We start from the raw sequence: 19,658 nt of genomic DNA on the forward strand, positions 1-19,658 counted from the left end.
AGCCTGCCCCTCCGCAGCGCCGCTGGCCTGACGCCGCCCGATCTTCCGATCAGTTCCGGAAAGTCAGGAGTATTCCGCCCTGGGGGTGCTGTAGCGCGCCCAAAGCTCGTCGGCCTTGCGCGCGCGCTCGACCAGTTCTTTTGCCAGTTTGATGTTGCCAGCCGCCTCCGCGCGCGCGGCGAGCGCCCAGGTCATCGCCGCATATTCGCGTGCTTCTGCTTCGCTGATTCTCCGGTCCATTTCTACAAATCCCTGCCCAGATGGGAATTGGCGACTGGATTGAGCCTCAACCGTGGATGGTTAATGAAACGTTAAAGAACCGCTAAGTCTGTGATATTTCTGCACCCGGAGTTGCAAGCCTACAACAGATGCCGCGCTCTGGCGGGTGGCAAGGCGGTGGCGTTGCTGTGCGAAGGAAAGGGCCGTGCGGCGGGTGCACAGGACAGCAAAAAGGCCCGGTCCATACTGGACCGGGCCCTTGAGAAATCCCGTGGCCTTTTGGGCGACTACCGTTTCGGTGCTGCCCCTAAGCCGTATCGTCAGGCCTTTTGATCAGGTGCTGTACCACTGCATGCAAATGCGCGGTCCCTGGTGGGCCTTGTTGTGAGCGGCGGTCTGCCGGATCGTCTTGCTGATGAAGTTCTCCAGCTCCCGGATGTGATGCTCCGGCACGCCGGCCCGGATCAGGGTGCTGCGGGACTGACGCGCGTTCTTATCGTAGGTCGCGAAGTCGTCCTTACCCAGAGCCTCGTAGGCCTTCACCATGCAATAGTTCTGTTGATACCAGCGCGCTTCATTGCGCGCCGCAGCTGCGGGGGACGTGGTCGCCGCAAAGACTGCACCTGCGATCGCAACGCAGGCCGCCAAGCGGATTCCGCCACCCACGGACATGAAGATTCTTCCCATGAAACCTCTCCGCATCGTTTCGCCATCAGTGTCCTGAGGCGGCCAATTCTTCACGTGCGGCCTTTAGAATCTGTGAAGAATCGGGATAATGCTCCCCAAATCCAGATCAGATTAACAAGAATACCCAAATTCTCAAAGCTGAAGAAATCTGGGTCTACCGGAGCGTGGGGTGAGGATGCGGGTGGTGGAACTGGCGGGCGGCTGCCAGTGCAGTTCGATGCCGCGTTCGGCAAGGAATTCCTCCGCGGCCTGACGCGCCTCGGCGTGGGTGCGCGCGGTGCCCTGGCCGAAGCGCACCCCTTCCGTTTTCTGGTAGGTCACGGTCCAGCGGAACAGCCGTTCGCCGCGCTGTTGCGTAAAGTTCGATGTCTCGCGCCAGGGCTCTATCAGGATATTGTGACTCTTCAACGGCTTGCCTCCCTCTGCCTTTAGGATCGAGGGCTAACACGGCCGTTTCGCGCCGGCCTGTGACGACTTCGGGACAAATGCGCGGCTTCTGTGGAGTTTTCGGGTCGGCGGCGGCTCGCCCCGGCCGGCCGGTATCGGCGGGGGCCGGCGCCCCGCGGAACGTCGTCGGGCGTTGCTTCGTGGGGCGCCGCGCCCTATCTTCCTGCGCGCCCCCGCCTCTGTCGATTTGGGGGGTTTTTACCGAGGCATACCGCAAAGTCAGCATGACCGACCTTTCCCACATCCGTAACTTCGCGATCATCGCCCACATCGATCACGGCAAGTCCACCCTGGCCGATCGCCTGATCCAGCTCTGCGGCGGCCTCACCGCACGCGAGATGAAGGAGCAGGTCCTCGACTCGATGGATCTGGAGCGCGAGCGCGGCATCACCATCAAGGCGCAGACCGTGCGGCTCAGCTACACCGCCGAGGACGGCGAGACCTACGAGCTGAACCTCATCGACACGCCCGGCCACGTCGACTTCTCCTACGAGGTCAGCCGCTCGCTGGCGGCCTGCGAGGGCTCACTGCTGCTGGTCGACGCCTCCCAAGGTGTCGAAGCGCAGACTCTCGCCAACGTCTACCTGGCGATCGACAACAACCACGAGATCATCCCGGTCCTGAACAAGGCCGACCTGCCGGCGGCCGAGCCGGAGCGGGTGAAGGAGCAGATCGAGGAAGTCATCGGCATCGATGCCACCGACGCCCTGCTGATCTCGGCCAAGACCGGCCTCGGCGTGCCCGCGGTGCTGGAAGCGCTGGTGAAGCGGCTGCCGCCGCCCAAGGGCGACGCCGCGGCACCCCTTAAAGCCATGCTGGTGGACAGCTGGTACGATACCTACCTGGGCGTCATCGCCCTGGTGCGCGTGGTCGACGGCAAGCTCATCCCGGGCATGAAGATCCGCATGATGGGCACCGGCGCCACCCACTTCGTCGACAAGGTCGGCGCCTTCACGCCCAAGATGGTGAACCTGCCGGAACTCGGCCCTGGGGAGTTGGGCTTCATCAACGCTTCCATCAAGTCGGTTGCCGACTGCAACGTCGGCGACACCATCACCGACGAGCGCCGCCCGGCCGAAAAGCCGCTGCCCGGTTTCAAACCGTCGGTGCCGGTGGTGTTCTGCGGCCTGTTTCCGGTCGACGCCGCGGACTACGAGGACTTGCGCGATTCCCTGTCCAAGCTGGCGCTGAACGACTCCTCCTTTCAGTATGAGGCAGAGAGCAGCGCGGCGCTGGGCTTCGGCTTCCGCTGCGGCTTCCTCGGCCTCTTGCACCTGGAGATCGTGCAGGAGCGTCTGGAGCGCGAGTTCGACCTCGACCTCGTCACCACGGCCCCCTCGGTGGTCTACAAGATCCACATGACCAACGGGAAGCTGATCGAGCTGCACAACCCCGCCGACATGCCCGACGTGGTGAAGATCGATCACATCGAGGAGCCCTGGATCCGCGCCACCATCCTGGTGCCGGACGAGTACCTCGGCCCGATCCTCAAGCTCTGCGAGGAGCGCCGCGGCGAGCAGGTGGACCTCACCTACGCCGGCTCGCGCGCCATGCTGATCTATCGTCTGCCGCTGAACGAGGTGGTTTTCGACTTCTACGACCGTCTGAAGTCGGTGTCGCGCGGCTATGCCAGCTTCGACTACCAGATCGAGAGTTACCGCGAGAGCGACCTGGTGAAGGTCTCCATCCTGGTGAATACCGAACCGGTCGACTCGCTGGCCATCATCGTGCACCGCGGCCAGGCCGAGGCCCGCGGCCGCATGCTCTGCGAGCGTCTGAAAGGCCTCATCCCGCGCCAGCTCTTCAAAATCGCCATCCAGGCGGCCATCGGCGGCAAGGTGATCGCACGCGAGACCATCTCGGCCCTGCGCAAGGACGTTACCGCTAAGTGCTACGGCGGCGACATCACGCGTAAGAGAAAGCTGCTGGAAAAGCAGAAGGCCGGCAAGAAGCGGATGCGCCAGATCGGCAACGTGGAGATCCCGCAGTCGGCCTTCCTGGCCGCGCTCAAGATGAGCGACAACTAGCTTCGCGCACCCCTCTTAACGCTTGCTGGTGAAGCGGCGCGGCGCGCGGGGGCCGCGCCAGCGGCGGCACAGCAGCACCAGCACGGCACCGGGTACGAAGAAGACGGCCACCGCCGGCCACAGCAGCACCGGCGCGACCACGTTGTCCCACAGGTCGACCGAGATGTTGCGCTCGATGCCGGCCTGCAGAATGTTGAGGCTGGCGCCGCCAAAAGCCTGGTCGATCTCGTACCAGCGCTGACCCAGGACGGCGAAGCCCCAGGTCCCGCTGCTGAGCGACGAGACGGCGTCCCAGCCCAGCAGGACCAGGGCGCAGAACAGCAGAAACCAGCCGATCACGCGGCCAACGATCATTCAGCCCCCCAATTTGCCATTGGCAGCCCGCCGCCGGCTGTACCTTGCCGGGCCGCTCGCTCCCCTGCCGGACCGGCCCGGCCGCCGCGGCGGCCATTGCGGGCGCGATAGTAGCAGCCGCGGGGGCCAGCGGCCAACCTCCGGGCGAAGAGGGGGCCGAAACGGCAGGCGGAGCACGCCCCTCAGGCGATTTGGCCGGCTGGTCCGTAAGCGTTGCATCGCGGCGCCGCCTCGGCTAGTTTCGCGCCGCGCGCCCGGTATAGGGCCGGTCCCCCTGTGGGAAACCCAGGTTCGCCCCGGGCCCACCCGGACGGGCGCCGCGTGAGGAGAGATGGCCGAGTGGCTGAAGGCGCACGCTTGGAAAGCGTGTAGGCGGGAAACCGTCTCGAGGGTTCGAATCCCTCTCTCTCCGCCAGCCTTCGCTCTTCGAGCTTCGGCTGGCTTACGCCAGTGAGCCAGCGGGCGCGAGATTAGAGCGAGGCTGCCCTCCGAAGCCTTGGCGAAGGAGGGCTGAGAAGAGTGCTCGTATATGCACTACGTGTACCTCATTCAGAGTGAGACATGCCCGGATCAGCGGTATGTCGGCTTCACTACAGACCTGAAGAAGCGGCTGGCGACCCACAATGCGGGCGGGTCGGTCCATACTGCCAAATACAAGCCTTGGAAGCTGGTATGCTACCACGCGTTCTCGGATAAACGGAAAGCGCAGGAATTTGAGTACTACTTGAAATCCGGCTCGGGCAGGGCCTTCGCAAACCGCCGGTTCTGGTAGCCCCTCACCCCTCCACGACGAATTCCACCCCCACCGGCGTGCAGGCTTCGCCATTGATCGGGATGATGTCCTGGGGGCAGGCGGACATGGCGACGATGCAGTCCATCTCGGCACGCAGCAGCACGTGGTCGCCGGGCTGGCTGACCGGCGGCTTCCAGTCGATGCCCCAGTCGTCGGCGACCGGGATGTTCATCCAGAGGTTCAGCGGCTGCGGCACGTCGGGTACGGTGAGGCCGATCGCCATCATCGCCAGGCGCAGGTTGTCGGAACAGTTGTCGTGATAGTCCTCGACGCCCAGGGTGGTGTAGCGGAAGAGGTCGCAGGCGGCGATCAGCGTGTCGTGCACGCCGGGCGAGGAATCCTCCAGCAGGGTGAGGATCGGCCGGCGCCGGTTGGTCACCATGGGGTCGCCGGGCCTGGGCAGCACGCGGTTGATCCACGCGCGGGCGTGCGGCCAGGAGAGGAACTCCGAGCGGTTCGCCGCGCTGAAGGCCCAGGTGTCGCAGACCTGGGTGCCGTGGGTGTTGACGATGCGGATCTTCTGCCCCTTGGCCAGCCTCACCGCGCGGCCCTGGCGTGCCGGCACCTCGTAGCGCTTGCCGGCCTCGGGCGTGCCGTCCGGCGAGACGGCGTTGGCCAAGCTGCCGTTCACGCCGCAGGGCGTGGCGTTGTCGTTCGGGTTATCGAGGATATCCGTCTTCGGCATGCGCCTGTCTCTCCGCTTCGATGAGCTTGCGAAGAGCCATCATAGCGCTCCGGCGGCCGGACGGAATCGCCTTTGCCATCGGCGGCGTTTGACGCGCAGCCTCCGACGCGCCGACTTCAAGCGTGCTTGATGCCCTCGGCGGCGATCTTGGCGAGCTTCTCGGCGCCTTTGGCCAGGGCATCGGCGACCTTGGCCGCAATCTTTGCGTACTTCTCGAGTTTCTTCAGTCCGTCCAGGTCATCTTGCAGCCCGGCGTTGATATCCTCCATCCGGTGGATCAGGTGCTCGACTTCGGCGGTGTCGTCGAGCCGCTGTGCCGTCACGAAGGCAAGCACCGTGAAGCTTTCACGGGCCTCGGCCTGGGCCGCGCGCAGGCTTTTGCGGAGCTCCATTTCCGCCTCGGTCCGCTCCCGTCTCTCTCTGAACGCGCTAAAATCGATCTCGTCGATGCCTTCCTGTAATTCACGGTCCAGCTTGGCGAGTTCTTCACGGGCGGCGTTGGCCTGGGCGACCACCTGGGCCACGGTCGGCCTGCGCTTGCTCATCTCTTGTCCCTCCCCATAGTTGGCCTCTGCCCGTTCGCCGCTAGCCGTTGTCTGGCACGATCGCGCGGATATCCTTCAGGATCTTCGCCAGCGTTTCGGCCTCGGCGGCAAAGGCCTCGATCTTGCCGATCGCGGTGGCAATGGAGACCTCGCCGCCTTGCAGGGCATCGGCCAGGGCGTCGTGGGCATCGCCAAGACGCTTGAACAGATCCGGCGGCGTCGAGGTCAGCAGCGTGTCGAACTTCGCCGCCGACAGCTTCAGTTTCGCCAGGTTGGCGGCATCGCCGTTGTCGCGGAACGCGTCGAGCGACTTGGAAACGTCGTTGGCGAGGTCTTTCCGCGGCACGTCGGAGACAAAGGCGGAAACCGTCGCGAAGAGATCGGCGGCTTCGCGGACGACCGGTTTGGCCGCTGCTGTCGCTCGTTGCAGGCCTTTGTACTTCACCCCTTCGACGTACTGGCCGACGATCCAGTTCACGCCAGCGCCGACGGAGGTGGCAAAGGGCGGGATGTCAACCGGTGCGACGCCCGCCTCGGCGCGCGCCTCGGCCACGGTCTCCGCCAGGTTCTGCACGCTTCCCAGCGCTGCGTTCACCTGGGTCTCGACCTGGCTGGCGGTGTCGGCCTCAAGCAGAGCCTTCAGGTTGCCGGCATAGCGGTTGATCTGCGTCATTAGCCGCGTCATCTGGATCAGCGGCGGCTCGGGAGGATAAAACTCCCGGGCGCCGCTATCGGGATCGACGACGGCCAGGCGGCAGCGCGGCGAGGCGACCAGGCATTCGTCCTGGGAAAACTGCAGGAAGGAGCGCCGCGACAGGATGCCGCCTTCCAGCACCCCCCGGTAAGCTTCCGTGACCTGATCGCTCAGCTCCGCCAGCGCCTGCTCGGCGTTGTCGGTCGCGGCGGCGAAGTCATTGACAGGCTTGCCGTAATCGGTGGTGGAACAGGCCGCCACCGCCAGCAGAAGCGCTGCCCCGCTTGCCCATCGCGCGAGCCGTTTGAGGCCTGATCCCACAACGACCACCCCTCGATCTCCCCTAACCGTGGAATGTTTACCATTTTGCCTCTTTCCGTCAGCTCTGGGGAAACGAAAGAGGCGTCCCGCCCTACCCCTTTTGGCTGAGCGGCGCTGCGTCGCGCTTGCCGGTTTAGCGGTCCCGGCCTAACGTCCTCCTGCCGCAACCTGAGAAACTCGGATCCGACAGATGACCCTGCGCAACGGCCATGAATTCCTGGCGATTCCCGGCCCCACCAACGTCCCCGACGCGGTGCTGAACGCCATGCACCGCCCGGCCGTCGAGATCTATACCGGCCCCCTCGTGGAGACGACATTGACTTGCCTGGAGGACCTGAAGCGCCTCTTCGGCACTTCCACCGGGCGCAGCTACATTTATGCAGCCAACGGCCACGGCGCCTGGGAGGCCGCCCTTACCAACGTCCTGTCGCGCGGTGACAAGGTGTTGGTCCTGGGCACTGGCCGCTTCCCCACTCTATGGGGTGAGATGGGCACCTTTATCGGTGTCGAGGTGGAGGAGCTGACGTTCGGCTTTCGCCAGGCGGTCGACCCGGCGGCGGTCGAGGCGCGCTTAAAGGCGGACGCCGCCGGGCAGATCAAGGCGGTCCTGATGGTTCAGGTGGATACCGCCTCCGGCGTCGTGAACGACGTGGCCGCGGTTGGTCGCGCTATCGCTGCGGCGGGGCACGGCACTCTGTTCATGGTCGATGCCATCGCCTCGCTGGCAACCATGCCTTTCGAGATGGACGCCTGGGGTATCGACGTCGCTGTTACCGGCTCCCAGAAGGGCCTGATGACCCCACCGGGGCTCGGCTTCGTGGCAGCCGGCCCGCGCGCGCTGGCGGCGCACCGCAGTGCCGGTCTGCGCACCGCCTACTGGGACTGGACCAAGCGCGACGGCCCGGTGCACTACCAGAAATACTGCGGCACTCCGCCGGAGCATCTGTTGTTTGGCCTGCGCCAGGCGATCGACATGCTGTTTGAAGAGGGGCTCGATGCGGTGTTCGAGCGTCACCGCCTGCTGGCCGAGGCGACACGCCGGGCGGTCGGCGTCTGGGCGGAGGGCGGCGCGCTGTCATTCAACGTGCTGGACCCTGCCGCGCGTGCCAACTCGATCACCGCCGTGCGTGTGGAAGGCGCCGACCCGCAGGCCCTGCGCAGCTATTGCACCGAAGTCTGCGGCGTCACGCTGGGTGAAGGGATCGGCGAGTTGCTGGGTCACGGTGTGCGCATCGCCCACATGGGCCATGTGAACGCGGCGATGATGCTCGGCACCCTGGCGGTGGTGGAAACTGCCCTCGGTGCACTTGGTATTGCCCACGGCAAAGGCGGCGTGCAGGCCGCCATCGATTTTCTGGCTGCGGCGGTACCGCCGGCGGACGTGCGCCCCGCCGAAGAATCCCCGTTGCGCCGGGTGCAGGGCAGCTGAGCAGCCTTTGCGGCGTCGGCGCTACCAGCTGCCTCCTCCTCCTCCGCCGCCACCCCCGCCCGACGACCCGCCGCCGGACGATCCGCTGGAACTGCTGCTGCTCGGTTTCGTCGAGGCGGTGCCGAGGGTCCTGCTGAGGCCGCTGGCAAGGCCGGTGGTCATGCCGGCGATGCCCTGCGTGCCCCAACGCGAGCGGTGCCAGCGCTGTTGGCGCACCGCCGCTTCCTGCTGGGCCGCCGCGCTGGCGCTGGCGGTGAAGCGGCGGGTCCATTCCTTCTCGACGCCCAGGGCCATGGCGTACGGCAGGTGGTACTCGAAGAGTTCCACGGTCATCTGCGGCTCGGCGGTCAGCATGTTCAGCCGGTCCTTCTCGGCAACCGTCAGGTACAGCAGATAACCCTCGATGGCGTCACGCATCTCCTGGCCCAGGCGGGTCGGCGCCTTCAGCAGGATCCAGAACAGCGTGAGGTTGGCGACCTGGGCGACGAGCAGCAGCGCCAGCGGCAGGCCAAAGATGTCGTAGGTGAAGTAGAGGGCGCCGGCGCCGGGGATCATGAAGGGGATCATGAACAGCGTCATGATAAGATCGCCCCAGCCCAGCGTCGAACCGCCGCGCAGTTGGTCCAGCAGGTGGCTCACGATCTGCCGGCCGATGAGGATGACCGGAACCGTGAAGGCGATCCCGAACAGGCCGCCAAAGCCGATGAAGGGCAGCGGCTCGAGGGTCCCGGCCTGGATCAGCAGGCCGCCGACCATGGTGGCCCCGGCGAGCAGCAGGCCAAGGAACCACAGCCCCTTGTTGTGGCGGAAGTAGACCTTGTCGTACTCGCGCGCCAGGGCGGTATCCACCGCCTCGATCGCCTGGCGGATTGCCGGCGTGTAGTCCGGCTTGATGACGGTGCTGTCCTGGCCGTCGGGAAACAACGCTTCCATCGCGGCCGCTTCACCGGCGGGCAGCTTTTCCGGAGATTTCTTTGCGACCTGTTTAGTCAGAATGTACTCGCGGCCGTCCTCTTCGATCGTGACGCGCCCTTTGATGCCAAGGCTGGTGAGGGCCACGGTGAAGGCCCGCGCGCTGCGCATGTCGGCGCCGCGGGCGCGTGCCCAGACGAAGCCGGTGGCTGCCGGCGACAAGCCGTCGGGCGCCTTGAATAGCGGGATGATCACGCCGGCCTCCGGGTCGCGGCCGACCCGCAGCCACTGCGCGAAGAAGAACCCGATGGTGACGATGAGGCCGATGAAGGCGACCAGGGTGCCGAGATTGTCGAACAAGAGGTGCTGCAGCCGCTCGCCGAGGCTGGGCTCCGGCACGATCCCCTTGGGGAAGGAGACCGCGACGGTCAGGCCTTCACCGGGATCCAGCGTCCGGGTGGTGGCGAACCTGACGCTGCCGTCCGAGCCGCGGCTCTGGGTGAAGTCACTGCCCTGTTCACCGCTGTAGCCGGTGTAGCCGGCGATATCGATGGCGACCGCGCCGGGCGGCAGGTGGATGGTCGCCTCCGCGCGGCCGATCGGGTGCGCCCAGTCGTTGCCGGTGACGTTCCAGTAAATCTCGTCGACGTCCGCGCGGAACACCAGCTGGCGGTCGGTGCGGTAGACCAGGCGATAGCGATGGACACCTTCACGCAGCAGGACGTTGGGATGGCCGATGCGCACGCGCTCGCCGGCAGGCCCGTCGATCACGACGTAGGGCTCGTCCTCGCCGTCGCGGGTGACCTCAAGAATCTTGAAAGCGACCTTTTCGTTGAGCCGAAGGACGCCGCGGTAGCGGGTTGGGAAGTCGCGGTAGATGCCGTGCTTGTCGCTGCCCGGTGTGACCTGAAAGTCGATCTCCTCGGTGACCGTGAAGGCGCCGTCTTCCTCGATCACGATGTCGGCGGCAAAGCGCGGGATGCGGTCGGGGTCCTCCTGCGCGGCAGCCGGCGCAGCCCCGAAAACCAAGAGAGCGAAGAGCGCCGCGAAGAGGGGCGGCAACAGTCTTTCTGTCATGCGCCGTCGTCGCCGAGACGCAGCTGCGGCAGGGCGCGGTCGGCGGCCTGGTCGACCTCGTAATAGTCGGCCTTCATGAAGCCGAAGCGCTGGGCGATCAGAGTGCTGGGGAAAGAGTCGATGAGGGTATTGAGGTTGCGCACCGTGCCGTTGTAGTAGCGCCGCGCCATCTGGATGTGGTCCTCGATATCGCTCAGTTCCTCCTGCAGTGCGAGGTAGCTGTCGCTGGCCTTCAGGTCGGGATAGTTCTCGGCGACGGCGAAGAGGTGTCCCAGCGCGCTGCCGAGGCGTTCCTCCACGGCGGCGCGGGTGCCGGCCGGGGCGTTCTCGGCGGCCAGTGCGCGGCGGCGCATCTCGGTCAGGCTCTCAAGGGTGCGGCGTTCGTGCGCTGTATAGGCCTTTACAGTTTCCACCAGGTTGGGAATCAGGTTGGCGCGCCGCTTCAACTGCACATCGATGCCGCTCCAGCCTTCCTGGGTCTGCTGCTTGCGTGCCACCAGACGGTTGTAGATCAGCACCGCCCAGACGAGCAGCAGGACGGCCAGCGCGATCAGCGCGCCGATAAGACTTCCTAACGTCATTGGTCGTATCCACCCCTGTTTTCCATAGGCTGCCCGCACCGAAGGTTCTCCCGAACGTCTTCGGGCGGGCTTCCTTCCCCCGATCATGCTGCTCGCAGCATAGCGACTCTAGCCGGAAAACGGTGCTGCAATGATGTCTGGCCGGTGCCGTCAGGCGCCACCGGATCGTGAGGGCCGCGCGGCCGCCGCGGTCACGGCGAGGCTGGCGGCAAGCAGGCAGTAGACGGCGCAGGCGAGCGCGATGGCTTCCATGGCGACGCCGCGGTCGATGAAGAAGCCCATCACGGCCGGGGCGAGGCCGGTGGAGAACACCATGGCCGAGGTGGCGAAGGCGCGGATGGCGCCCAGGTGGGTGACACCGTAGAGCTCCGCCCAGAGCGCCCCGAACAGCACCGCGCTGGTACCGGTGGTGGCGCCCAGCAGGCCCATGAAGAGGGTGGCGACCGGCGGCGCGTCACTGAGACCCAGAGCAAGGCAGCCGAGGGTCACCGGCGCCAGCGCGAAGGCCAGCAGCCGGCGCGCGCCGAAGCGGTCGACCAGCGGGCCGGCGAAGAGCAGCGCGGCCAGAGAGCAGGCGGCGAAGACGGTGAAGGAGCCGGCCATGAGGCTCAGCGGCCAGCCCTTGGTCTCGGCCAGGTGGACCTGATGGAAGATCAGGCCGGTGCCGATGAAGGGCATGGCCAGGAGCGCCGGCAGGCGCAGCCACAAGGCAGGGTCGCGCAGCACCGCGCCAAGCGTCTTGTCGTCCTCGCCGCCGCCCTCCCGGCGGCGCTGGCGGAAGGCCGCGTCGCGCTCGCGCTGGCCTTTCAGGAGCACAAAGATCAGCGGTACCAGGGCGATCAGCACCAGGCCTGAGCCGCTCCAGACCTGGCGCCAGCCGGCCAGGGCGAGCGCCGCGACCGCCAGGGTCGGCAGGCTGGCCTCTCCCAGGGTGTGGCCCAGGGTGGCGACGCTGACCGCGCGTCCGCGCTGGGCCTCGAAGTAGCGGCCCATGGCGACCACGGCGCTGTGGCTGGCGAGGCCCTGGCCGAAGAGGCGTAGGCCGAAGAGCGCGGCCACCAGGAAAGCGGCATTCGCGGCCGCGCCCATCAGCAGACAGGTAGCCCCCAGCAGGGCCAGAACGCCGCCGGCGAAGACGGGCAGCGGCAGCCGGTCGATGAGGCGTCCGGCCCACAGCAGCACCGCGGCCGAGCCCAGGGTGGCGACGGCGTAGAGGCTGCCGAAGTCGCCATCGCTGAGGGCGAAGGCCGTGCGGATTTCGCCCGAGAACAGCGAGATGAAGAAGGTCTGCCCCAGGCTGGAGCAAAAGGTCATGAGCACGCCAAAGGCGAGTAGGCGCGCGTTGGCGCGCAGGAAGGAAAGCGACAGCATAGGGCCCCTTCTACGCCGCCGGCGGGACGGCGCAAAGGGGCGAAGGGCGGGGCATGGCGCTGTCATACGCTTTACCCAGCCGGTCTGGCGGGCTCCGGGCCCATGCAGGCTTTGTGCGACTCGCCGGGTGACTTACCAACCGGAAGCCCTAGGTACTATAGTTGGAGACGATGCAAGCAAGGGGGCGGTGATGACGGGGCGGGTTACATCCATCTTCGCGGCGGGCATGGCCGTGTGGCTCCTGGCGGCGGCGGTCGCACCCGACAACGCCGCAGCGCAAGGCAACCTGCCCTCGCAGAACCGCAGCGGCACGCCGGTCGACCTGGAACTGGTGCTGCTGGCCGATGCCACGGGCTCCATCGACGACAAGGAGATCTTCTTCCAGCGTCAGGGCTACGCCGACGCCATCACCGACCCGGATATCCTCTCGGCCATCGCGCTGGGCGCCGATCGCAGGATCGCCGTCACCTACGTGGAGTGGGGCGACCAGCATTCGCAGGAGATTGTGGTGCCCTGGACCATCATCGACGGCCCCGAGGCGGCAGCCGGCTTCGCCGCGGCACTGATGACCCCGCCGCGCAAGGCTTTCGGGCGCAACGCCATCGGCTCGGCCATCACCTACGCGCACCTGTTGATCGAGGGAAACGGCATCAATGGCTTCCGCCGGGTCATCGACCTCTCCGGCGACTCCGCCAATTCCTGGAACGGCATACCCCTGGAGGTCGCGCGGCAGAACGCCATTGCCGCCGACATCGTCATCAACGGCCTCGCCATCCTCTGCCGAGACTGCAGCGGCCGACCCGTCTACTACGACCTGGAAGAGGCCTACCGCCGCGACATCATCGGCGGGCCCGCCGCTTTCGTGGTCACCGCCGACGACATGGAGTCCTTTGCCACGGCGGTGCGCAAGAAACTGTTGCTGGAAATTGCCGGTGTGCCCGACGAGGAAACCTTCCGGCAGCGCCTCGCGCAGTTGCAAGGCAACCCGCAGCCCGCGGTGGACTGAGGGATTGACCATCCTCGAGACGCAGGCCGGCGGCGCCGCCTCGAGGCGGGGGCAGCGGCTCAAGGGGTCAGCGGCACCCGCTCTCCGTGGACGGCAATCATGCGGTCGATTTCGGCGAGGGCGAAGGCGGCGAGGTCACGCTGAGCGGCCTGGGCCAGCGGATCTTCGTCCTCAATATCGCCGATCACCAGGATGTTCTCGTCGTTCAGCCGGTTGGCCGGTCCGGTGTAGTTGAAGCTGCCGCAGATGATGACGGCGCCGTCGATTACCATCAGCTTGTGATGCAGCTTGCCCAGGCCGTTCTTGCGCGAGGCGAGGTAGGCCTCACCGCCGTTGTCGGCCACCATGCGGGTCGCCGCCCAGTCGCGGTTGCCCTGGCCCGCGTCGAAGATGCCGCGTAGTTTCACGCCGCCTTTGGCCATGGCGACCATGGCGTCGTCGATACCCGAAGAGCGCGCGAAGGTGAAGATGGCGAAGTCGATGCGCTCGCGCGCTTTCAGCATCTGCTTCATGATCTCCATCTCCGGTGCGTGGTCCGGCGCGAAGAGAGCGCGCACGCAGACGCTCCCAACGCGGTTGTTGCGCGGCGACGGATCATGGCGGTTGCGAACCTTGCCGAAGGTGCCCTGCCAGATCTCGGCGAACTCGTCATCGTACTCGTTGCAGACCCACTGGTCGTGCACGATGACGATGTGGTTCAGGTTCTTGCGGCTGCCGTGGCTGCCGGTGCCGGTGGGCGTGAAATTGGTCGACCCGGTCAGCAGCGCCCGGCGCGGGCCGCCGCTGTCGCGGACGATGAACTTCTGGTGGAAGATGTCTGGATTATAGTCTGCCCGCGCGTCGACGTTGGCGCGCAGCAGCACGGCGAAGAGGTTGCGGTTCTCCTCGTCCTCGCCGCCGACGGTGAAGGGGTCCGCCCAGGGCTTGTCGGCGCGCAGGTAGTCCTGCTCCAGCACCACGCGGATGCGCACGCCGCGCTGGCGTGCGCGCACCAGCGCCTCGGTGATCGGCCGCGATTCGATCTCCTGCACCGCGACGTCCAGGCTGGTCTTGGCTTCGTCGATGAAGTCGACGATCACCTTCTCCAGGTCATCGGGGGCGCCCAGGCCGGTTGGCCCCATGTAGAATTCCAGGCGATCGTTGAGGATGAAGGACATGGCGCTCCCTCGGCTAGGGCCGGCTGCTTGGCGATAGCAGCATCATGTTACAGCTTTGCCGTCGGTCTGAGGCGCGCAAAGGGGGTGCAAGCGACCCCTTGCGGGCGCTAGCATGTGGCCTGACCGGCAAGCAAGGTGGTGGATACGCATGGGTACAGGCGGACTTTTCGATCTGACAGGGAAGGTCGCGGTGGTCACAGGCGGCAACGGGGGGATCGGCCTCGGCATCGCCCGCGGGCTGGCCCGCGCTGGGGCGGACATTGCCGTGGTCGGCCGCCGGGCGGAAAAGCTGGAGGCTGCGGTGGTGGAACTGGAGGGCCTCGGCGTGCGGGCCGCGGGCATCGCCTGCGATGTCACCGACGAAGCGGCGGTGGCCGCGATGGCTGCCGAGGTGAGCGAACGCTTCGGCCGCCTCGACATCCTGGTGAACAACGCCGGCACTTCCGTGCGCAAGGCGCCGCAGGACCTCACCGCCGAGGACTGGCACCAGGTGATCGACACCAACATGACCTCGGCCTTCCTCTGCGCCAAGGCTTGCTATCCCCTGTTGAAGGCGGCCGGCGGCGGCAAGGTCATCAACAACGGCTCCATGCTGTCGATCTTCGGGGCGCCGTGGAATGCCGCCTACGGCGCCAGCAAGGGCGGCGTGATGCAGTTCAGCCGCTCGCTGGCGACGGCTTGGGCGCCCGACAACATCCAGGTGAACTGCATCCTGCCCGGCTGGATCGATACCGACCTGACGAAGAAGGCGCGTCAGCAGGTGGAAGGCCTGCACGAGCGCATCCTGGCACGCACGCCCGCCGGGCGCTGGGGCGATCCCGACGACTTCGCCGGCGTCGCCGTGTTCCTCGCCTCGGCCGCCTCCGACTTCATCACCGGCGTCGCCCTGCCGGTGGACGGCGGCTATTCCATCGCCATTTGAAGAGAGACTGTTTTGCCCGTGAGCGCCGATCCGAACGATTTCATCGCCGGCCTGCCCAAGGCCGAACTGCACCTTCACATCGAAGGCTCGCTGGAGCCGGAGATGATGGTGGCGCTGGCAGAGCGCAACGGCGTCAGGCTGCCCTATGCCGACGTCGATGCCGTGCGCGCCGCGTACAATTTCACCAGCCTTCAGGACTTCCTCGACCTCTACTACCAGGGGATGGCGGTGCTGCAGACGGAGCAGGACTTCTACGACCTGACGCTGGCCTATCTGCGGCGCGTCGCGCAGGACAACGTGCGCCACGTGGAGATTTTTTTCGATCCCCAGGGCCACACCGGGCGCGGCATTGCTTTCGCCACGGCCTTCGACGGTATCGAGAAGGCACTGCGCGACGGGGCGGACGAACTGGACATCACCGCGGGGATCATTCTTTGCTTTCTGCGCCATCTCTCCGCCGCGGACGCCATGGCGACGCTGGAAGAGGCGCTGCCCTACCGCGACCGCATCGTCGGTGTCGGCCTCGATTCCTCCGAGCAGGGCCATCCGCCGGCGAAGTTTCAGGCGGTCTTCGATCGCGTGCGGGCGGAGGGCTTCCACGCCGTGGCCCATGCCGGCGAGGAAGGGCCGCCGGCCTACATCTGGTCGGCGCTGGATGACCTGAAGGTAGAGCGCATCGACCACGGCGTGCGCGCCCTGGAGGACCCGGACCTGATGCTGGAGTTGGCGCGCCGCCGCACGCCGCTCACCGTCTGCCCGCTTTCCAACATCCGGCTCTGCGTCTTCGACGACATGACCGCGCATCCCCTGAAGATGATGCTGGATCGCGGCCTCATGGTGACGGTGAACTCCGACGATCCGGCCTACTTCGGCGGCTACATGAACGACAATTACGCCGCCGTGCGTCAGGCCCTCGGACTCACCAACGAAGAACTCGCCCTCATCGCCCGCAATTCCTTCGAGGCGTCGTTTCTCGACAACGCCACCAAGGCCGACTACATCGCCGAGGTGGAAGCCTATGTCAGGGCGGTGCAAGCCTGAGGTCCGGCACCGCCGCCAGGCGCGCTCAGAGGGTCGTCACGAGCTCGGCCTTTGGCGCCCACACCCCAGTCGCCGCCACCTTGCGCGCGTAGTCGGCGAAGTCGCGCGGCTTGCGGCCGAGGGCGCGCTCGACACCGTCGGTGAGGCTGGCGTTGCGGCCGTCCAGCACCGTGGCGATGAGCTCGTTGACGAAGGCCGCGAAGTCCGCCGGCAGGCCCTCTGCCATCATGGCTTCGGAGAAGGCTTCCGCCGTGATCTGCTGGTAGCGGATGTCGCGCCTGCTGGCCTCGGCAATCTCCGCCGTTGCCTCGGCGAAGGTCAGCAGGCGCGGGCCGGTCAGTTCGTAGAGCTGGCCTTCGTGACCCTCCTCCGTCAGCGCCGCCACGGCGATGTCGGCAATGTCCTCGGCATCGATGAAGGGCTCGGCGACCGCGCCGACGGGCAGGGCCAGGGTGCCGCTGCGCAGTCCCTCGAGGAAGAAGCTCTCGCTGAAATTCTGGTTGAACCAGCTGCAGCGCAGGATGGTCCACGCGGCACCGGAGGCCTGCACGGCCTCTTCGCCGCGCTCGGCTCCTTCCTCGCCACGGCCGGATAGCAGCACGAGCCGACGGACGCCGCGCTGGATTGCCAGCTCGGCGAAGGCGCCGACAGTCTCCGCTGCGCCGGGCACCGTGAGGTCCGGGTGGTAGGTGACGTAGGCGGCGCCGATGCCCTCCAGGGCCGGCGACCAGGTGTCCGGGTTCTCCCAGTCGAAGGGGATGGTGGCACTGCGCGTGCCGATGCGCAGCGGCAGGCCGCGCCGGTTCAGGCGTTCCGCCACCCGGCTCCCGGTCTTGCCGGTACCGCCGATCACCAGGATCGTCTTCGGGGAAGTCATGGCTCTCGTCCTTTCCGTTCTCGGGGTCGATCCACAAACATGAGTAATACTCACATTTGCTAAATGTGATAAACCCTCATATTATGCAAGTCAAGAGAGCAGATTTTTCGTGAAGGAGAGAAGCTGCCGTGGCCAAGGCCGCCGACCGCAAGCCGGAAGGTCGCACCGCGCAGTCGCTGCGCCGCCGCCCGGCGCAACAGCGCAGCCGGGAGCGCGTCGAGCGCATTCTGGCGGTGGCGTCTCAGAAGATCGCCGAGTCCGGCAGCGATGCCCTGCGCATGAGCGAGGTGGCCGCGGAGGCCGGCATCTCCATCGGCTCGCTCTATCAGTACTTTCCGGACAAGGCGGCGATCATCCACACACTGGCGGCGCGCTACAATGCGCTCTGCCGCGCGGCGATCGAGGAAGGTCTGGCACCGGTCAAGGACCTGAAGTCGCTCTGTGCCGCCTTCGACGCCCTGGCCGCGGCCTACTACGACCTCTTCCTGGCTGAACCGGTGATCCGCGACATCTGGTCCGGCGCTCTGGCCGACGGCCGGCTCCGCGACCTGGAGTTGGAGCACAGCCGGGTGATCGGCAAGATGATGACGGAGACCCTGATGCGCCTTTTCCCCAAGGCGGACAGGGACGAGGTCGCCGCGCGCTCCTTGCTTGTCATGCATCTCGGCGAGGCCACCATGCGCCTTGCCGTCTCCGTGAAGCGCAAGGAAGGTGACGCCCTGGTCGAGGCCTACAAGAGCATGGCCGGGCGGGAATTCACGGCCATCGCGGCGCGGGCGAAAAAGGGCTGAGTGAGAAATTCGGCCGGAAACCACCGGGCGCCGTTGCGCAGGAAGCTGAAGGCGATACCCGACGGCTCCGGCCGAGGTGTGCCGGCCCTCCCGGGGGGCATGAGGGGTTCGCAGGGTCCGGGAGGACCGGCAGGGATAAACTTCTCCTGAACTTACTCAGCGGCGGCGGCCTCGAACGCCACGCCCAAGGCCTTGGCGACGCCTGCGCCGTAGGCCGGATCGGCGCGGGTGAAGTGCACCAGCTGGCGCTGGACGATTTCCTCCGGCACGCCCTGCATGGCGGCGGCGATGTTGGCGAAGAGGCGCTGCTGGGCGTCGGCGGGCATCAGGCGGAAGAGATTGCCCGGCTGGGTGTAGTCGTCGTTGCCCTCCCGGTGGTTGTAGCGGTCCGCGTCGCCGGAGATCTTCAGCAGCGGCTCGGCATAGCTTTCGTCCTGCTTCGGCCCGCCCATGGAATTCGGCTCGTAGTAAGCGTCCGGATTCTGCGTGAAGTTCTCGAAGAAGCGCATCGGCCCATCCTTGTGGTAGTGGTGGACCGGGCACTTCGCCGCGTTCACCGGCAAGGCCTCGTAGTGGGTCCCCAGGCGATACCGGTGCGCATCGGCATAGGAGAAGATGCGCGCCTGCAGCATCTTGTCCGGCGAGAAGCCGATGCCCGGCACGATGTTCGAGGGCGAGAAGGCGGCCTGTTCGATCTCCGCGAAGTAGTTGTCCGGGTTGCGGTTCAGCTCCATGACGCCGACCTCGATCAGCGGGTAGTCGCCGTGCGGCCACACCTTGGTCAGATCGAAGGGGTTGTAAGGCGTCTTCTCCGCATCGGTCTCCGGCATCACCTGCACGTAGAGCGTCCACTTCGGGAAATCGCCGTTCTCGATGGAGCCGTAGAGGTCTTCCTGGGTCGACTCGCGGGTCCTGCCGACGACCTGCTCGGCCTCCGCATTGGTCCAGAACTGATGGCCCTGCTGAGTCTTGAAATGGAACTTCACCCAGAAACGCTCGCCGTCCTTGTTGATGAAAGAATAGGTATGCGAGCCGTAACCGTTCATGTGGCGCACGGTCTGCGGCAGGCCGCGGTCCGACATCAGGATGGTCACCTGATGCAGGCTCTCCGGCGACAGCGACCAGAAGTCCCACATGGCCGTGGGCGAGCGCAGGTTGCTGCGCGGATGGCGCTTCTGGGTGTGGATGAAGTCCGGAAACTTGTAGGGATCGCGGATGAAGAACACGGGCGTGTTGTTGCCGACCAGATCCCAGTTGCCTTCCTCGGTGTAGAACTTCAGGGCAAAGCCGCGCACGTCGCGCTCGGCGTCCGCCGCGCCCTGCTCGCCAGCGACGGTGGAGAAGCGGGCGATCATCTTCGTGGATTTGCCGATCTGCGAGAAGAGTCTGGCGCGGGTGTACCGGGTGATGTCCTGGGTCACCGTGAAGGTCCCGAAGGCGCCCCACCCTTTGGCGTGAACGGTGCGCTCGGGGATGCGCTCACGGTTCTGGTGCGCCAGCTTCTCGATCAGCTGGTAGTCCTGCATCAGCACCGGCCCGCGCGCCCCGGCGGTCAGCGAATTCTGGTTGTCGGAGATCGGCGCGCCGGCCGAGGTCGTCAGGATCGGGGTCTTCTGGTCAGCCATTGTTTCCTCGGCGTCTATCTGGATGGAAAAGTTCTGGAACGGTTCTAAAGGTACTCAGAGCTGATTGATCTTCAAAATCGATTGTTTCGATCATATC

The 19,658-nt window shown here is 66.2% G+C and carries 20 protein-coding genes and 1 tRNA gene; 8 read left to right on the forward strand and 13 right to left on the reverse strand.

Annotated elements, in window-relative coordinates; all coding sequences use genetic code 11:
* Nucleotides 1-63: 63 nt before the first annotated feature.
* From WDC82_RS07395 to WDC82_RS07405, 3 genes are all read right to left on the reverse strand, one after another.
* On the reverse strand, nt 64-240 hold the full coding sequence (locus WDC82_RS07395) for a hypothetical protein (protein WP_340116612.1): 177 nt from the start codon (nt 238-240) through the stop codon (nt 64-66).
* 312 nt (nt 241-552) lie between these two features.
* Nucleotides 553-906, reverse strand: a complete 354-nt coding sequence (locus WDC82_RS07400) for a hypothetical protein (RefSeq protein WP_340116613.1) — start codon at nt 904-906, stop codon at nt 553-555.
* Between the two features lie 132 nt (nt 907-1,038).
* Nucleotides 1,039-1,314 carry a hypothetical protein gene (locus WDC82_RS07405; protein WP_340116614.1) on the reverse strand — a complete coding sequence of 92 codons (276 nt, stop codon included), beginning with the start codon at nt 1,312-1,314 and terminating at the stop codon, nt 1,039-1,041.
* A 263-nt stretch (nt 1,315-1,577) separates the two neighbouring features.
* Between WDC82_RS07405 and lepA the strand changes: the two genes are divergently transcribed.
* On the forward strand, nt 1,578-3,380 hold the full coding sequence (lepA, locus tag WDC82_RS07410) for a translation elongation factor 4 (protein WP_340116615.1): 1,803 nt from the start codon (nt 1,578-1,580) through the stop codon (nt 3,378-3,380).
* A gap of 15 nt (nt 3,381-3,395) precedes the next feature.
* Here lepA and WDC82_RS07415 read toward each other — a convergent pair whose 3' ends face one another.
* Nucleotides 3,396-3,734 carry a hypothetical protein gene (locus WDC82_RS07415; protein ID WP_340116616.1) on the reverse strand — a complete coding sequence of 113 codons (339 nt, stop codon included), beginning with the start codon at nt 3,732-3,734 and terminating at the stop codon, nt 3,396-3,398.
* A gap of 325 nt (nt 3,735-4,059) precedes the next feature.
* Between WDC82_RS07415 and WDC82_RS07420 the strand changes: the two genes are divergently transcribed.
* Nucleotides 4,060-4,149, forward strand: a tRNA-Ser gene (locus WDC82_RS07420).
* 114 nt (nt 4,150-4,263) lie between these two features.
* Nucleotides 4,264-4,506 (forward strand): GIY-YIG nuclease family protein, encoded by a 243-nt coding sequence (locus tag WDC82_RS07425; protein WP_340116617.1) that lies wholly within the window; start codon nt 4,264-4,266, stop codon nt 4,504-4,506.
* Nucleotides 4,507-4,510: 4 nt separating this feature from the next.
* On the opposite strand, the gene WDC82_RS07430 is transcribed toward WDC82_RS07425, so the two are convergent.
* The 3 genes from WDC82_RS07430 to WDC82_RS07440 all read right to left on the reverse strand — a co-directional run bounded on the left by WDC82_RS07430 (nt 4,511) and on the right by WDC82_RS07440 (nt 6,781).
* Nucleotides 4,511-5,212, reverse strand: coding sequence for an urea carboxylase-associated family protein (locus tag WDC82_RS07430; protein WP_340116618.1), 702 nt, complete (start codon nt 5,210-5,212; stop codon nt 4,511-4,513).
* Nucleotides 5,213-5,328: 116 nt separating this feature from the next.
* Nucleotides 5,329-5,757, reverse strand: a complete 429-nt coding sequence (locus tag WDC82_RS07435) for a hypothetical protein (protein WP_340116619.1) — start codon at nt 5,755-5,757, stop codon at nt 5,329-5,331.
* A 40-nt stretch (nt 5,758-5,797) separates the two neighbouring features.
* Entirely contained in the window at nt 5,798-6,781 is a 984-nt protein-coding gene (locus WDC82_RS07440; RefSeq protein ID WP_340116620.1) for a hypothetical protein, read from the reverse strand.
* 181 nt (nt 6,782-6,962) lie between these two features.
* Between WDC82_RS07440 and WDC82_RS07445 the strand changes: the two genes are divergently transcribed.
* Nucleotides 6,963-8,201, forward strand: a complete 1,239-nt coding sequence (locus WDC82_RS07445; protein ID WP_340116621.1) for an aminotransferase class V-fold PLP-dependent enzyme — start codon at nt 6,963-6,965, stop codon at nt 8,199-8,201.
* Nucleotides 8,202-8,222: 21 nt separating this feature from the next.
* Here WDC82_RS07445 and WDC82_RS07450 read toward each other — a convergent pair whose 3' ends face one another.
* From WDC82_RS07450 to WDC82_RS07460, 3 genes are all read right to left on the reverse strand, one after another.
* Nucleotides 8,223-10,190, reverse strand: coding sequence for a DUF2207 domain-containing protein (locus WDC82_RS07450; protein WP_340116622.1), 1,968 nt, complete (start codon nt 10,188-10,190; stop codon nt 8,223-8,225).
* Entirely contained in the window at nt 10,187-10,771 is a 585-nt protein-coding gene (locus tag WDC82_RS07455) for a LemA family protein (protein ID WP_340116623.1), read from the reverse strand. Before WDC82_RS07455 ends, WDC82_RS07450 begins: the two co-directional genes overlap by 4 nt.
* A 150-nt stretch (nt 10,772-10,921) precedes the next feature.
* Nucleotides 10,922-12,142 (reverse strand): MFS transporter, encoded by a 1,221-nt coding sequence (locus WDC82_RS07460; RefSeq protein ID WP_340116624.1) that lies wholly within the window; start codon nt 12,140-12,142, stop codon nt 10,922-10,924.
* Between the two features lie 190 nt (nt 12,143-12,332).
* Between WDC82_RS07460 and WDC82_RS07465 the strand changes: the two genes are divergently transcribed.
* The gene (locus WDC82_RS07465; protein ID WP_340116625.1) at nt 12,333-13,148 is read left to right on the forward strand and encodes a DUF1194 domain-containing protein; all 816 of its coding nucleotides are present in this window, start codon (nt 12,333-12,335) and stop codon (nt 13,146-13,148) included.
* A 59-nt stretch (nt 13,149-13,207) separates the two neighbouring features.
* Here the strand turns inward: WDC82_RS07465 and WDC82_RS07470 are convergent, their stop codons facing one another.
* Nucleotides 13,208-14,305 carry a phospholipase D-like domain-containing protein gene (locus WDC82_RS07470; protein ID WP_340116626.1) on the reverse strand — a complete coding sequence of 366 codons (1,098 nt, stop codon included), beginning with the start codon at nt 14,303-14,305 and terminating at the stop codon, nt 13,208-13,210.
* Nucleotides 14,306-14,453: 148 nt separating this feature from the next.
* Between WDC82_RS07470 and WDC82_RS07475 the strand changes: the two genes are divergently transcribed.
* Together WDC82_RS07475 and WDC82_RS07480 are read left to right on the forward strand one after the other, a co-directional pair.
* Nucleotides 14,454-15,227, forward strand: a complete 774-nt coding sequence (locus tag WDC82_RS07475) for a glucose 1-dehydrogenase (protein WP_340116627.1) — start codon at nt 14,454-14,456, stop codon at nt 15,225-15,227.
* An 18-nt stretch (nt 15,228-15,245) separates the two neighbouring features.
* On the forward strand, nt 15,246-16,268 hold the full coding sequence (locus WDC82_RS07480) for an adenosine deaminase (protein WP_340116628.1): 1,023 nt from the start codon (nt 15,246-15,248) through the stop codon (nt 16,266-16,268).
* 25 nt (nt 16,269-16,293) lie between these two features.
* Here the strand turns inward: WDC82_RS07480 and WDC82_RS07485 are convergent, their stop codons facing one another.
* A complete protein-coding gene (locus tag WDC82_RS07485) occupies nt 16,294-17,145 on the reverse strand; it encodes an NAD(P)H-binding protein (protein WP_340116629.1) in 852 nt (283 codons plus the stop codon).
* A gap of 128 nt (nt 17,146-17,273) precedes the next feature.
* On the opposite strand from WDC82_RS07485, the gene WDC82_RS07490 reads away from it, so the two are divergent.
* Nucleotides 17,274-17,936 (forward strand): TetR family transcriptional regulator, encoded by a 663-nt coding sequence (locus WDC82_RS07490; protein WP_340116630.1) that lies wholly within the window; start codon nt 17,274-17,276, stop codon nt 17,934-17,936.
* Nucleotides 17,937-18,088: 152 nt separating this feature from the next.
* On the opposite strand, the gene WDC82_RS07495 is transcribed toward WDC82_RS07490, so the two are convergent.
* On the reverse strand, nt 18,089-19,561 hold the full coding sequence (locus WDC82_RS07495; RefSeq protein WP_340116631.1) for a catalase: 1,473 nt from the start codon (nt 19,559-19,561) through the stop codon (nt 18,089-18,091).
* Nucleotides 19,562-19,658 lie beyond the last annotated feature (97 nt).

It is taken from the genome of Pelagibius sp. 7325 (genome assembly GCF_037652055.1).
Classification (GTDB): Bacteria; Pseudomonadota; Alphaproteobacteria; order Kiloniellales; family Kiloniellaceae; genus Pelagibius.

What these genes read in the sequence shown, in the direction of transcription:
- WDC82_RS07495 (WP_340116631.1), bottom strand. Translation starts at nt 19,561, where the DNA reads ATGGCTGACCAGAAGACCCCGATCCTGACGACCTCGGCCGGCGCGCCG.
- WDC82_RS07435 (WP_340116619.1), bottom strand. Translation starts at nt 5,757, where the DNA reads ATGAGCAAGCGCAGGCCGACCGTGGCCCAGGTGGTCGCCCAGGCCAAC.
- WDC82_RS07430 (WP_340116618.1), bottom strand. Translation starts at nt 5,212, where the DNA reads ATGCCGAAGACGGATATCCTCGATAACCCGAACGACAACGCCACGCCC.
- WDC82_RS07475 (WP_340116627.1), top strand. Translation starts at nt 14,454, where the DNA reads ATGGGTACAGGCGGACTTTTCGATCTGACAGGGAAGGTCGCGGTGGTC.
- WDC82_RS07400 (WP_340116613.1), bottom strand. Translation starts at nt 906, where the DNA reads ATGGGAAGAATCTTCATGTCCGTGGGTGGCGGAATCCGCTTGGCGGCC.
- WDC82_RS07425 (WP_340116617.1), top strand. Translation starts at nt 4,264, where the DNA reads ATGCACTACGTGTACCTCATTCAGAGTGAGACATGCCCGGATCAGCGG.
- WDC82_RS07460 (WP_340116624.1), bottom strand. Translation starts at nt 12,142, where the DNA reads ATGCTGTCGCTTTCCTTCCTGCGCGCCAACGCGCGCCTACTCGCCTTT.
- WDC82_RS07470 (WP_340116626.1), bottom strand. Translation starts at nt 14,305, where the DNA reads ATGTCCTTCATCCTCAACGATCGCCTGGAATTCTACATGGGGCCAACC.
- WDC82_RS07485 (WP_340116629.1), bottom strand. Translation starts at nt 17,145, where the DNA reads ATGACTTCCCCGAAGACGATCCTGGTGATCGGCGGTACCGGCAAGACC.
- WDC82_RS07465 (WP_340116625.1), top strand. Translation starts at nt 12,333, where the DNA reads ATGACGGGGCGGGTTACATCCATCTTCGCGGCGGGCATGGCCGTGTGG.
- lepA (WP_340116615.1), top strand. Translation starts at nt 1,578, where the DNA reads ATGACCGACCTTTCCCACATCCGTAACTTCGCGATCATCGCCCACATC.
- WDC82_RS07450 (WP_340116622.1), bottom strand. Translation starts at nt 10,190, where the DNA reads ATGACAGAAAGACTGTTGCCGCCCCTCTTCGCGGCGCTCTTCGCTCTC.
- WDC82_RS07455 (WP_340116623.1), bottom strand. Translation starts at nt 10,771, where the DNA reads ATGACGTTAGGAAGTCTTATCGGCGCGCTGATCGCGCTGGCCGTCCTG.
- WDC82_RS07395 (WP_340116612.1), bottom strand. Translation starts at nt 240, where the DNA reads ATGGACCGGAGAATCAGCGAAGCAGAAGCACGCGAATATGCGGCGATG.
- WDC82_RS07445 (WP_340116621.1), top strand. Translation starts at nt 6,963, where the DNA reads ATGACCCTGCGCAACGGCCATGAATTCCTGGCGATTCCCGGCCCCACC.
- WDC82_RS07415 (WP_340116616.1), bottom strand. Translation starts at nt 3,734, where the DNA reads ATGATCGTTGGCCGCGTGATCGGCTGGTTTCTGCTGTTCTGCGCCCTG.